This window comes from Saccharothrix stipae, from assembly GCF_054781895.1.
Genome location: NZ_BAAGTN010000006.1, coordinates 174,217 through 187,062 on the forward strand (window position 1 = coordinate 174,217; position 12,846 = coordinate 187,062).

Annotated in this window: 10 protein-coding genes and 1 pseudogene; 4 read left to right on the forward strand and 7 right to left on the reverse strand. The window is 69.4% G+C overall.

Annotation, left to right across the window (positions count from 1 at the left end; genetic code table 11):
* Positions 1 to 199: 199 nt before the first annotated feature.
* The gene (locus ACYVLT_RS12600) at positions 200 to 1,243 is read right to left on the reverse strand and encodes an AraC-like ligand-binding domain-containing protein (protein ID WP_461120321.1); all 1,044 of its coding nucleotides are present in this window, start codon (positions 1,241 to 1,243) and stop codon (positions 200 to 202) included.
* A 157-nt stretch (positions 1,244 to 1,400) separates the two neighbouring features.
* Here ACYVLT_RS12600 and ACYVLT_RS12605 point away from each other — a divergent pair, with 157 nt between their 5' ends.
* Positions 1,401 to 1,952: a hypothetical protein gene (locus tag ACYVLT_RS12605; protein WP_461120322.1), complete on the forward strand. Its 552-nt coding sequence runs from the start codon at positions 1,401 to 1,403 to the stop codon at positions 1,950 to 1,952.
* On the opposite strand, the pseudogene ACYVLT_RS12610 reads toward ACYVLT_RS12605, so the two are convergent.
* Both ACYVLT_RS12610 and fxsT read right to left on the reverse strand, forming a co-directional pair.
* Positions 1,949 to 2,218 (reverse strand): annotated as a pseudogene (locus ACYVLT_RS12610) (IS630 family transposase); the annotation flags it as partial. The gene ACYVLT_RS12605 and the pseudogene ACYVLT_RS12610 sit on opposite strands and share 4 nt — an antisense overlap.
* A gap of 688 nt (positions 2,219 to 2,906) precedes the next feature.
* Positions 2,907 to 6,212, reverse strand: coding sequence for an FxSxx-COOH system tetratricopeptide repeat protein (fxsT, locus tag ACYVLT_RS12615; RefSeq protein WP_461120323.1), 3,306 nt, complete (start codon positions 6,210 to 6,212; stop codon positions 2,907 to 2,909).
* 225 nt (positions 6,213 to 6,437) lie between these two features.
* Between fxsT and ACYVLT_RS12620 the strand changes: the two genes are divergently transcribed.
* Complete coding sequence (locus ACYVLT_RS12620; protein WP_461120324.1) at positions 6,438 to 7,211, forward strand: class I SAM-dependent methyltransferase; 774 nt, start codon at positions 6,438 to 6,440, stop codon at positions 7,209 to 7,211.
* Between the two features lie 171 nt (positions 7,212 to 7,382).
* Here the strand turns inward: ACYVLT_RS12620 and ACYVLT_RS12625 are convergent, their stop codons facing one another.
* The 3 genes from ACYVLT_RS12625 to ACYVLT_RS12635 all read right to left on the reverse strand — a co-directional run bounded on the left by ACYVLT_RS12625 (position 7,383) and on the right by ACYVLT_RS12635 (position 10,016).
* The gene (locus ACYVLT_RS12625) at positions 7,383 to 7,661 is read right to left on the reverse strand and encodes a hypothetical protein (RefSeq protein WP_461120325.1); all 279 of its coding nucleotides are present in this window, start codon (positions 7,659 to 7,661) and stop codon (positions 7,383 to 7,385) included.
* 188 nt (positions 7,662 to 7,849) lie between these two features.
* Entirely contained in the window at positions 7,850 to 8,707 is an 858-nt protein-coding gene (locus ACYVLT_RS12630; protein WP_461120326.1) for a helix-turn-helix transcriptional regulator, read from the reverse strand.
* A 130-nt stretch (positions 8,708 to 8,837) separates the two neighbouring features.
* Positions 8,838 to 10,016 carry an MFS transporter gene (locus tag ACYVLT_RS12635; protein WP_461120327.1) on the reverse strand — a complete coding sequence of 393 codons (1,179 nt, stop codon included), beginning with the start codon at positions 10,014 to 10,016 and terminating at the stop codon, positions 8,838 to 8,840.
* Between the two features lie 143 nt (positions 10,017 to 10,159).
* Between ACYVLT_RS12635 and ACYVLT_RS12640 the strand changes: the two genes are divergently transcribed.
* The gene (locus tag ACYVLT_RS12640; RefSeq protein ID WP_461120328.1) at positions 10,160 to 11,167 is read left to right on the forward strand and encodes a Kelch repeat-containing protein; all 1,008 of its coding nucleotides are present in this window, start codon (positions 10,160 to 10,162) and stop codon (positions 11,165 to 11,167) included.
* Here the strand turns inward: ACYVLT_RS12640 and ACYVLT_RS12645 are convergent, their stop codons facing one another.
* Entirely contained in the window at positions 11,168 to 11,590 is a 423-nt protein-coding gene (locus tag ACYVLT_RS12645; RefSeq protein ID WP_461120329.1) for a hotdog fold thioesterase, read from the reverse strand.
* A 261-nt stretch (positions 11,591 to 11,851) separates the two neighbouring features.
* On the opposite strand from ACYVLT_RS12645, the gene ACYVLT_RS12650 reads away from it, so the two are divergent.
* Positions 11,852 to 12,835 (forward strand): AvrD family protein, encoded by a 984-nt coding sequence (locus ACYVLT_RS12650; RefSeq protein WP_461120330.1) that lies wholly within the window; start codon positions 11,852 to 11,854, stop codon positions 12,833 to 12,835.
* Positions 12,836 to 12,846 lie beyond the last annotated feature (11 nt).

The window sequence follows — 12,846 nt, forward strand, 5'->3', positions numbered from 1 at the left end:
GTCGGCCACAGGACCTGACCTGTGCAGGTAGATGCTGGTCGAACGCGGGTCCGCATGGTCCAGCCAAAGCGCGATCACGGCCGTGTCGACCCCGGCCTGCAGCTATGCGGCGACCGCCACTCGGAGCGTCAGCCGGTCACCGCCCAAAGCCGGGCCGTGAGACGACATATCCCGATCCGCAGTTGCCGGTCGCCGCGCTTCACCTCGAAGTCGGCCTGTTCGCGTAGGAAAGACGAGGGTCTTCCTCCCGCGGTGCCGACGGCTCGCCGCCGACTGGCCCTCGGGTCAAAGAGTTGTTGCGGTAGTCGCGGGGTGGGGTGCCGGTGTGGCGATGGAAGGCGCGGCTGAAGTCGGCGGGGCGGGAGAAGCCCCAGCGGCGGGCGATGGTGGCGATGGTGAGGTGGACGAGGCGGTGATCGGCCAGGTCGCGGCGGGCCCGGTCCAGACGGCGGGTGCGGATGTGGGCGGCGACGCTGACGGGATGGTGCTGCTGGAAGATGCGGTGCAGATAGCGCGGGGAGATCCGGTGGGCGGCGGCGATCGTGGCCGGCCGCAACTGCGGGTGGTGCAGGTTGTCCTCGATGAAGGCGATGATGCGCAGGTAGAGGGTGTGCGTGGGGGAGCACAGCGGCGGGTTCTCCCGCTCCAGGTGGTGCGCGAGCACGGCGGTGGTCAGGTCCACCGCGATGGTCTCCAGGCGCAGAGCATCGCGTTCGGTGCAGCAGGTGTGACCGTCGGCCAGTGAAGTGAGGAAAGCGGCGAGGATGCGGCCGACACCTTCGGTTCCGGGTAGCGAAACGGCGCAGAGGCCTGCCACCTGGTGAACGGGCAGCGGAAGCATCCGCCTGGGGAACTGCAGGTGCACCGTCTCCGCCAGGGACGTCCCGCTGACGATCGCCTCGAACGGCCGGGAGCTGTCGTAGAGCACGAGGTCGCCGCGGCGGAGCACGACACTGGCGTCGTTCTGCTCGATGCCCTGCCGTCCGGCCCGGATGAGAGCGATCTGGTAGTACTCCGGGTCGGATCTGCGGATCTCCTTCGGTGATCTCCGCGCCGTCAAAGACGTGTAGGCCAGGGAGGTGACCTGCGCAGCTCCGAGCGGCATGGCACGAAGGCGGGCGGTGAACGCCTCAGGGTCCGGGCTGTCGACAGCCGTCGGTGCCAGCGAGGCGGCAGTGATCTCCCGCCAGGCATCCAGGCGGTCCCGTGCGGTGATCGTGGCACTGTCGAACACAGTGAGCATGGCTCCCCGCTTCCCCCCGACCGTCGTCCAGGATAGCGAGATCTGTCAATTGTGCGCTGTGTGCGCACGACTGTGCGCCCGGTGCTGACGACAGGGCCGCCCGGCAGCCCGAAACTGGACCGGGCCACCATTCACCGACACTACGGGGGTAGTAGTCATGGTCACGCACGGGAGAAAGGCACTCAGAAGGTTCGGCACCCTCGGCGTCGCGATGATCCTCGCAGCGGCCAGTCTCGTGGTGGGCGCCGGGCCGGCGTCTGCTTCCGGATTCACGCACTACGAGAACGTGGGAAACCCGGGCTGGTGCTTGGACGGGAACTTAGTCGGGGAGGCGTACCTCCACCGGTGTGGCTTCGGGGGCATCGATTACCAGATGTGGTACTTCACGCATGGTTCGGACAACCTGCAGTTGAAGCACGAGGTGTCCGGCGATTGCCTCACGTTCCTGCCGTCGGCTAAGGTCAGTGTCGGCCTGCGCCCCTGCAGCGGAACGGGAAATCGCTCCGTCTGGGATGCGAGAGGCAAGAACGGCTGGGTGAAGCTGATCAATGAGGAGATCGGCTATTGCCTCGCGCCGGTCGATACCGGCCTGCCGGGTAGGACGAGGTACGACCTCGGGGTGACGGTCTGCGACCCGAGCCGCCCCAACGCCGACCCGCACGACCTCACGAACGTCCCGAACATCGTCGCCTGGCGCTACTTCCTCTAGTGTCGCGCGTCTGAGGTTCGTTGACGGGTGGTGTGGGGCAGGATCTGGTCGGCGGTCTTGGCCCAGGTGAATGGGTGGCAGCGGTCGTTCCAGCCGTTGATGAAGCCGCGGATCGCGGCGGCGAGTTCTTTGACGCTGTTGAAGGATCTGCGGCGGATCGCCTGGCGGGTGATGATGCCGAAGAACACTTCGACCAGATTCAGCCAGGAGTCCGAGGTGGGCGTGAAGTGCAGCGTGATCCTCGGGTTCCTGGCCGCCCAGTCGTTGCCCGCGTCGGCGAGGAGGGCGTCGAACAGTGCCGGGAACTTGCTGTCGCGGGCGCGGATCAGGAACCGTGCGGGACTGCCCGAGTCTTCGAGGTCCATGACAAAGTTCCTGGCGGCTTGGGTGACCCAGGGGGCGGTCCGCGAGTACGTACAGCCGGGTGCCGCGACGTGGAGGCCTCGAAGAAGTCGCAGGCCAGGAGTGCGTCGGCCTGTGAGCGGAGGAAGACCGTCCAGGTCGTCGTGGTGCGTTCGGGTGCCGGGTCGATCCCGGGCGTTCTGGAGGATCTGCCAGACGGTGGACGCGGCGATCTTGATCCCGAGGACGAGGAGTTCGCCGTGGATGCGGCGGTAGCCCCAGGTGGGGTTCTCCCGTGCCAGGAGTCGGATCGAGCGGATGGTTGGTGGTCGGCCGGGCCGTTTGGGACGGGACCTGGCTGCGTGGCGACGGGCGAGGAGGTCTCGGTGCCACCGCAGCACCGTCTCCGGGCGTACCAGCAGTCGGCGCCGACGAAGAGTGTCGACCGGAAGTCGGTGCAGCAGTGCCGTGAGGAACGCCCGGTCGCCTGAGGAGAACCGCGGACGGGTGTTGCCCAGTTCGCGTTCCAGCACGGTGATTTGGTGCCGCAGCACCAGGATCTCCACGTCCTTGTCCTGATCGCTCATGGAGCAGTTGTCGGCAGGTACACGGTCAGCGGTGTCGTATCGGGGAGTTGATGGCCGAACGGATGTCGACGGTCAGTTCGTCGTCGGGGCCCAGTGTGCGTTCGGCGTTGGCGAGCGCCTTCTTCAGCAACGTGTACGCGGCGGCCCTTCGCCCCGTCGCCTGGTACGCGCATGCCAGGTCGAGCTGCGTGGTGATGGTGTCCGGATCGGCGGGGCCCCGTTCGCGTTCATGAATCGCCAGTGTGTCCTCCAGCAAGGTGGTCGCGTGTTCCAGTTTGCCCTGGCTCAGGTAGGCGACTGCCAGGTTGCTCCGTGTCGCCATCGTCTGCTGGTTTCCCGGTTCCAGGATCCGGAGTTGACCGGCCAGGGTCGCCTCGTAGAGGCGTGTCGACGCCGCCAGGTCACCCTTGCGGTGGTGGACGAAGGCGAGGTTGCTCCGTGAGATCAGGGTGTCCGGGTGGTCCGGGCCCAGTACCTTCTCCCTGCCGGTCAGTGCCTCGGCACAGAACCGGGCCGCCAGATCGAGGTTCCCCGCCTCCAGGTACATGCGTGCCAGGTGATTCAGCGAGTCCAGTGTGTTCGGGCTGTCCGGCCCAAGAACTCGTTCCTGGTCGGAGAGTACTGCCGTGAGCAGCGGTATCGCCCGGTCCAGGCGTCCCGCCCACATGTGGGCCTGCGCCAGCGCGGCGCGGGTGAGCAGTGTTTCGGGCCTGTCGGGTCCTAGTACCTGTTCGCGGTCGGCCAGCGTCGATTCGATCAGCGGGACCGCCCGCGCCAGGTCCTGTGCCGACAGGTACGTCATGGCCAGGTTGTGGCGTGTGCTCATGGTGTCCGGGTTTCTGGACCCCATCACCCGTTCGTAGTCGGCCACGAGGGCTTCGAACATCGCGGTCGACCGTGGCAGGTCACCGATCGACCGCACGGTGCACGCCAGGCTGTTCCGTGCGTGCAGGGTGCGGGGATGGTCCGGTCCCAGTTCCCGTTCCGAGGTGCCCACGAGCGGTTCGTAGATGGTCATCGCCCGACTCGGCTGCCCCGCGACCTCGTAGGCGTCGGCCAGGTTGCTCCACGCGAGCAGGGTGTGGAGATGGCCGCGCCCCATCGTCTGCGCGGTCTCGATGGCGATGGCCTGGAGCAGTGTGATCGCCCGCGGCACGTCGCCGGCTTGCCGGTACACGACGGCAAGGTTGTTCCGGATGCTGAGAGTGCCCGGGTCGGTGGGGCCCAGCAGTCGCTCGGAGTCGGCCACGAGTGTCTCGAACAACGGGATCGCCCGGTTCAGGTCGCCCGCCACCAGGCAGGCATGGGCCAGGTTGTTCCGCGAGGCGAGGGTGTCCGGATCACCGGGGGCCAGCACTCGTTCCCGCCGGGCCAGCGTGGTCTCGAACAACGGGATCGCTTGCGCCAGATCGCCTTCCGCGAGGTAGGCCCTGGCCAGGTTGTCCCGGTAGGTCAGCGTGCGGGGGTCGTCGACGCCGTGGCGGCGCTCGTGGCCGTCGGCGGCGCGGGTGGCCCACGCCACGGCGGTGGCGGTGTCACCGTGCTCGCGCAGGTAAGCGCCGAGGTTGTTGGCAAGCACGGAGTACGGCTCGGTATCGCTCTCCGGGCCGGCGCGGTCGAGCAGCGCCCGTGCGTGCGGGAGGATCGTCCGCAGGGCTGGCCAGTCGGCCGGCAGCCGGTGATCCTTCCCGGTGATCGCGCCCGCGAGGGTGGCGGCGGTCGCGTCCCTGGCGTTCGCGATGTCCCCGGGCCGGCGGTGGGGGTCGTCGGGGTCGGGCGTGCGGGTCACGGCTTGGACCAGGCGGTGGACACCGATCGTGTCAGCGCCCAGGGTGATCATGCTGTAGGCGGCCAGCCTGCCGAGCGGCGCCGGGTCGTCGGGGTTGTCGATCAGTGCGCGAGGGATGTCGTCGGGGGCGTACCAGGCGAGCCTGCGCAGCAACTCGCCTGCGAGCGGGGTGTCGGCGAGCCGGTCGAGGGTGACGTGCCAGACCCTGGCCATCGTGCGTTGCGCGTCGCCGCCTTCCGCCGTGGCGGTGAACATCCTGGCCGGGTACGTGGCCAGCAGCGCGTGGTAGCGGGCCGGGGTGATGCGGTTCTGCGCGATGTAGGCACCGGCCTGCCCGATCGCCAGCGGTAACCACCCCAGTTCGGTGCACAACTTGCCGGCGCCGTCCAGGTCGGCGTCGGGCCAGTCGGTGCGCACGGTCCGCGCTAGGAGGTCGACCGCCTCGGTGGCGGTCAGGACGTCCAGGGCGAGCGTCGTGATGCCGCGCCAGCCGCCTCGGTGGCGGCTGGTGATCAGGATCGTGCCGGTCCGGACCCGCTCGAGCAGGGGCCGGGCGTCGGCAGGCGTGGTCAGGTTGTCGAGTACCAGGAGCCAACCGGTGTGGCCGGCGAGCCACGTGAGCGCTTGTTCGGTGCGTTGCGTGGCGGGCCGGTCGGCCGAGGCCGGGTCCAGCGCGGTGGCGAGGTCGGCCAGTCCGGTGTCGATGGCTGCCGTCGAGTCCGCGGTCATCCACCACACCGGTGAGAACCGTTGCTCATTCAGGTGGGCGAACCGGGCGACCAGCGTGCTCTTGCCCACCCCGCCGAGTCCGTGCACCGCCGCGACCACCACCCGGTCCGACTCGCCGGTCGCCGCTGCCAGTTCGGCCAGTTTGTCGACGCGCCCGACGAACGCACCCGTATCCGCGGGCAGTCTCCTGACCTGGTCGCCTGTCGACTGCTCGGGGGCGGGTAGGTGAACATGAAGTCCGCCGGAGATCGACCCCGTCTGCACCAGCGATCCCGACACGTCGCCGTCGACCCGGTTGAGCACGTCCGTCGCGGCAGACCGGCGGTGCGCCTGGCCCCGCTCGGCGGCTGCCAGTGCCGGCACCAGCCCGGCCAGGTCGTCGGCGAGACGGCCGAGGTCCTTCACTGGGTCGCGGTGCCGCACATGGCGGGCCTGGCAGCGCGCCAGTCGTGCGATGTCCGAGGGCAGATCGGAGGCGGTGGGAAGTGCCGCGCCATCGGTGAGCACCGGAATCACCCGGACATCCGCCGCGAACGCCGCCACCAGTTCACGGCGCACCCGATCATCGGGATCGTCGATCGCCCGCCCGTGCGCACCGCGTGCGGTCGTCCACTCCCGCCCGATCACCGCAAGCACCACATCGGCCGACCGGACACGACGCAGCAGTTCCTGGACGGGGTCCTCACCAGCCGGGACCGACTCGGCATCGAAGAGCACCAGTTCCGCGCCGAACCGATGCGACAGGTGCGCGTACACCATGGCGCCGTAGCTGTGACTGTCCGCACCGCGGTAGTTGACGAACACACCGCCCACGATCCACACCCCCTTGACCGGCGCACCTACACCTCGGTCGGCCTGCAATTGGGGAAGGTGCTCAGGTTCACCAGCATTGTCACACTCAACGTCCGCGAACGGCCCCGAACTGGGCTTGACCTGGCTGTGGAGGTCACTTCTGACCGTGGATGTCGGTCAGTTCTGACCGCACTTGTGGATCACTGTCCGCCTTGGCTGGTAGGGCGCGGTGGGTAGGGTGACCGCGTGGAGGAACGGCTGCTTCTCGGCTCGTCGTTCGGCGCAGCGGCGGCCGCATATGCCGAGCACCGTCCGGACTACGCGCCGGCCGCGGTGCGCTGGGCGCTGGAGCTTGCGCCCGGCTCGCGGGTGCTCGACCTCGGGGCCGGAACCGGCAAGCTGACCGCCACACTGGTCGCGCTGGGTGCTGACGTCATCGCGGTCGAGCCTGACGCGGCGATGTCGACCGAGCTGCGGCGTGCGCTGCCGGCTGTCCGGGCCCTGCCGGGTGGTGCCGAGGCGATACCGCTGCCGGACGCGTCCGTCGATGCCGTGCTGGCCGGCAATGCCCTGCACTGGTTCGACATGGACGTCGCAGGACCGGAGATGGCCAGGGTCCTCGCGCCCGGGGGCGTCCTGGCCGGTCTGTGGAACGTCCTGGACGACCGGGTCGATTGGGTTGCGGGACTCGAGCGGGTCAGCGGGAGTGCGGCCATCGGCCCGCGTGACACGCTGAGCAGTTGGCGCGCCGCGACGGCAGGCATGCACCTTCCGAACACCGGCCTGGTCGCCCGGTTCGGTTCGCCGGAGCAGGCCGAGTTCCCGCACGGGCAGCGTCGAACCGCCGATTCCCTCGTCGCGACACTCGCGACGCGCGCCGGGATGCTGGTCATGCCGGAACGGGACCGGGAGGCCGCGCTCGGCGGGATCCGCGCTTTCCTCGCGGGCAGACCGGAAACCGGCCGCGGCCAGTTCACCCTTCCGATGCTGACCGGCGTGCTGCGCGTCCGGCGGCTCTGAGAGCCGTCGACCTTGCTGGTCGACGCCGGCCGTAACCCAGGACATCCGCCGCTTCGGCTCAAATCCGGAGACCGGACAACAGGGTCAGCCGGTGCTCGCCCGGCCGGGAGGCGGTGAAGGACGTCGAGCTGCTCGTGCCGCGGCTCGAGAACGCGACAACCACCGCCGACCTCACCGGACCCGCCGACCCAGGCCATCACGACCAGGCCGACCGATCACACAGCCGAGCTGCATGTCGATGCGGATTCCTCCGCCATCGACGCCGAGCCGGACTGCACCTCGATGTGAGGCCGCCCGGTCCGCGGTGGCCTGATCAACGAGTACGAACCTGCAGCAGCCTGAAGCGCAGGTCAGATGATACGGCCGACTTCTGGAACCCCACAGGATCTCCACATCCTTGTCCCGGTCGCACATGGGCAGCAGGCGCAGCAAGGTGAACGCGTTGGTCACGCTCAGGATGGCCGGTCGGAGCAGCGCGACCGGCCATCCTGCCGCGTCGATCGATGTCGCCGCAGACCACGACCACATCGATCATCCTCTCGGGCACTTGTGCCCAGAAAAGCCTGCAACCTGCGGGGATACGGTCTCGGCAGGCACAAGGTCACCATCGACCCGCGACCGCGAGTTCGAGATCCGGCTCAGGCGAGGATGGGCTCGCGCATGCGCAGCAGCTGCGTCAGCTTGTCCCTGGTTCCCGACAGCCTGCACGGCACGTGCAGGAACAGGCGGATGTCCAGGCCGTCGAGTTGCCAGGACTGGATCTCGAAGTTGAGCCTGCCAACGTAGGGGTGGTCGAGTTCCTTGGCCTTGAGCCGCGCGTCGAGCACTTCGTGGCCGTGCCACAGGGTGGCGAACTCGTCGCTGTGCTCGCACAGGGTGGCGACCAGGTCGGTGAACCGGGGGTCGTCGTAGCGAGCCGCCGCGCCCGTGCGGAACTGGGCGACGGCGAGTTCGGCGGTGCAGTGCGGGTCGACATAGCGAGACCGCATATCGGTGTCGGTGAAGAAGCTCACAAGCAAATTCGTATCCGATTTCGTGAAACCGTACACGAGCGCTGCCGATGTGTTGTAGCAGATCAAGTTCCACAGGCTGTCGATCACCAGCGCGGGACTCGGCATCCATTCGTCGACGAGCTGCCGCAGATCCATGCCGAGGTGGCCGTCCACGGCGTTGTGAGGGGGCGGGGTGATGCCGAGCAGTTGGTAGAGGTACCGCTTCTCCGGTTCGGTCAGCCGCAGGGCCGACGAGATGGCGCGCGCGACCGATTCGGATACGTTGATGTCACGGCCCTGTTCCAGCCACGTGTACCAGGACGTGCCGATCCCCGCCAGCACGGCAACCTCCTCCCGGCGCAGTCCGGGCGTACGTCGCTTTCCAGTGGAAACGGACAATCCGCAATCCTCAGGTCTTAGTCGCGACCGCCGGGTGCGTAAGAAATGGCCTAACTCTTCACGTTTACGGCTAGTGCCCCCTGATCTACCCATGTCAGCGAGCATGTCCGCACATCTGGTAAATGTCAAGAGATTGTGCTAGGTGTGACCGCTTGTTGTCAGCGGGTCCGGCGGAATGGTGTGGACCTTTATCTGCGTTTGTGATTCCTCCTCATGAAACCCATCCGATGATTGGCTACTCACGCGTACACCAAACGGCCAACGCGGCTGCGGCGAACACCGCCCCGGCCCCGCACACGGCGAGCCAGCCGCCCATCGCGAAGGCCGCGCCGGAGACGGCGGCCCCGACCGCGCCGCCGAAGAAGTACGTACCCGTGTAGGCCATGGTGATGCGGTTGCGCGCCTCCGGGCGCAGCCGGTAGACGGCCGCGAGGTTGGCCACCTGCACGCCCTGGACGCCCAGGTCCAGCGCGATCACGCCCACCACGAGCGCGGCGAGCCAGTGGCCGCGGCCGAGCGCCATGGCGCCCCAGCTGACCAGCACGACGACGAGCAGGACCCCGGTCGTCGCCTTCTCCCAGCCCCGGTCGACGAACTGCCCCGTGACCCGCGCCGCGACCGCGCCCACCACGCCGAGCAGGCCGAACGCGCCGATCAGCGACTCACCGAACAGATACGGCGGGGCGGTGAGCAGGAACGCCATCGATGCCCACAGCGCGCTGAACCCGGCGAAGCTGAGGAACCCGTAGACGCACCGCAACCGCAGCACGGGCTCCTCCCGGACGATCGACACCACGGAGCGGAGCAGGTCGCGGTAGCTGATCCGGTCCGCCACGGCCACATCGGGCAGGGTCCGGTGCAGGGTCACGGCGAGCGCGACCATCAGGACGGCCGCGGTCGCGTAGACCGCGCGCCAGGTGCCCGCCCAGTCCGCGATGAGTCCGCCGCCGGTCCTGGCCAGCAGCACGCCGACGAGGACTCCGCTCATCACCGAGCCGGTGACCCGACCGCGCTGGTCGGGGCTCGCCAGGGTGGCGGTGAACGCGACCATGATCGGCGCGACCACGGCGCTCACCGCGAGCACGGCCGACAGCGCGGTGAGAGTGGTCAGGTCGGGTGCGGCCGCCGAGCAGCCCTGCACGACCGCGACGACCGACAGCAGCGTGACGACCAGCCGCCTGCGGTTGCGGATGTCGGCCAGTGGCACGACCAGCACCAACCCGACGGCGTACCCGGCGGTGGTGACCGTGACCAGCAGCGCCGCCGAGCCGCTCCCGACGCCGAACTCGCGGGCAATCGAGGTCAGCAGGGGCTGCGCGTAGTAGATGTTGGCCACCGCGAGACCCGCGGCGACGGCGAACAAGGTCACCATCCCGCTCGACATGCCCGCGCCGGCGCGCATCCGCATCGTCATGGTTCCACCGTGCCCGCGAGAGCGGTGGGCAGCCAGACCGCTGTCGATCCCCGGTCCCGGGGTACTGGTAACAACAGAACCAGGCAGCGCGGCACCGGGAACCGGAGACTGGACGGTGAAGCCCGCCCCGCCTGGAGTCCACCATGCGCCTTCGCCCGCTCCTCGCGGTCGCCCTGCTGGCCGCGGCCTGCGCCGCGCCGCCGCCGCCGCTGCCCGCCTACACCCCGCCCGCCGACATCCCGTCCACAACCGCGACCCCGCCGTCTCCGACGACGGCGACGACACCCGCGACGCCGCAGTGGCGGGCGCTGGCGGACGCGCCGACGCCGCGGACCGAGGTCACCGCCACCCGGGTGGCGGGTGAGGTCGTGGTGGTGGGCGGGATGATCGACAGTTGGACCCCGCTGCCGCTCACCGAGGTCTACGACATCGCCGCCGACCGCTGGCGGACCGGTCCGGATCTGCCGGTCGGCGCGCACCACGCCATGTCCGCCACCGTCGGGCACGCGGCGTACGTCTTCGGCGGCTATGACGCCGACCGCGATCCGATGACCGGGGTGTACCGCCTGGACGGGGATGCCTGGACCGCGCTGGCACCGATGCCGGAGGCGCGCGCGGCGGGCGTGGCGGTCGCCTTGGACGGCCGGGTGTTCGTCGTGGGCGGCATCGGGCCGGGCGGAGTGGCCGACCACATGCTGGTCTACGACGTCGCGGCCGACCACTGGTCCGCGGCGGCAGGCCCACCGACGCCGCGTGAGCACTTGGCGGGGACCGCCGTCGACGGCCGGGTGCACACCTTCGGCGGCCGGGTCGGCCGGAACCTGTCCGCGCACGAGGTCTACGACCCCGCGGCACGCACCTGGTCCGCGCTTCCGCCACTGCCGACCGCGCGCAGCGGTCTCGGCTCCGCCTCACCGTGTCCAGGGATGGCGGTGGTCATCGGCGGCGAGGGCGCCAATACCTTCGCCGAAGTGGAGGTGTACTCGGCCGGCACCGACTCGTGGTCGGCACTGCCGCCGTCCCCGCACCCCCGGCACGGCCTGGGGGTGGTGGCGGTCGACGAAGCGGTGCTGACCCTGGTGGGCGGACCGCGGCCGGGGCTGACCGCGTCAGTGGTCGCCGAGGCGATCAATGTCCCGTGTGGACGGTGATCAGCGCTTGCGGACCGGCCTGCTGATGGCGCACGTCAGCCGGGCGGTGCAGGTGCGGCGGCCCGCGTCGTCGGTGATCGCGATCTCGTAGGTGGCGCTGGAGCGGCCTTCGTGCAGGGGTGTCGCCACCCCGGTCACCAGTCCGGACGCGATCCAGCGGTGGTGGGTGCAGGACAGGTCGGTGCCGACGACCTGTCCGCCGTCCCCGGCGTGCAGCCAGGCGGCGAACGAGCCCAGCGTCTCCGCCAGTGCCGCGTTCGCGCCGCCGTGCATGATGCCGACGGGCTGCCGGTTCCCGGCCACCGGCATCCGGCCGACGACCCGTCCGGGCCTGCATTCGACGAGTGTGATCCCGAGCTTGGTGATGAGCTGCTCGGCTTGGTAGTCGGCGTGGACGCGGACCGGGAACAGGTCTGTGGCCATGACGGACCCTCCACAGTGGGGAATCGGACGGTCCAGTGTGCACACCCGCGACGGACCGTCCGCTATTCGATGTCAGCCAGATCACCATGGTGCTGGAAGTACTCGTTTGGCGGTACACGTACAAACCAACGCAGGTTGTGTGATGACTCTGCGTGTTAGCTTTTCGGCGAGCGGGGTCCAATGGGTGACTAAGTCCGCTCATCCCATGTTTCTCAGTGTGCTCAGTGTGGTGAACCCGTTCTCGGCGATTGGACTGCCCGGATGACGAATCAGATCCTCCAGCGCGTGACCGTGGACGACTACCTCGGCGACGGCGCGAAGCGCTTCTTCGCCACCGGGTACCGCCGCGTCGGCTACACCTTCGACCCGGTCACGGTGGCCGTCCGCGGAGGCGCGGACGCGACCGTCGGCACCACGGTCGGGCTCACCTACCCGGCCGACTGGTCCAAGAAGGCGGCGGGCATCGACCTGCGGCCGCACCTGAGCACCATCGACGCGATCCTGCTCGGCGTCCAGCTCGCCGAACTGTGCCTGGTCACCGCGTTCCGCCCGGACCCGGCCGCGCACCGCGCGATGTGGGTGCGCCGGGTCAAGATACGGGCGGGGCAGCGCCCCGAGGAGGACCTGGACGCGTTGCCCGTCGGCGCCCGGCTGCGCGGGACCGAGTCCGGCGCAGCCGGCACGGTGTCCGTAGTGGACAGTCAGGTCGGCGCGATGCGGGTGCGCTGCGAGGTGGTGCACGCGGGCGGCGAAGTCCACACCGGACAGTCCACCCTCTCCGGCCCGGACGACGTCCTCGGTCCGGCCGAGGGGCGTTACTACGGCTCTGGCTTCACCTCCGCGGAGCACAGCATCGACGCCCTCACCGTCGACGGTCTGCGCGCGGCGGGCACCGTCAGGCTCGCGCAGGCGAGCGCGGACCAGGGCATCGAGGGCGCCTACCACCCGGCCCCGACGATGGTCGACGCCTTCGCCACCGGGCTGCAGCTGGCCCAGATCCTGCTCTACGAACTGGACTCCATGCGCCGGGGCGACAGCAACACGCTGTGGATGCGGTCCACCACCCTGGACGTCGTCCACCCGCGTCGCCCGATGGCGGACGCCCTACCGCTGATCACCACCCTCACCAACACCGGCCTGATCGACATGGACGGCGGCCGCTGGCGCACCGCCGACATCGTCACCGACCTCGCGGGCATCACGTTCACCTGCGCGGTCGCCCACGCCCTCCCGTCGGCCAACTGAAACGGACCATC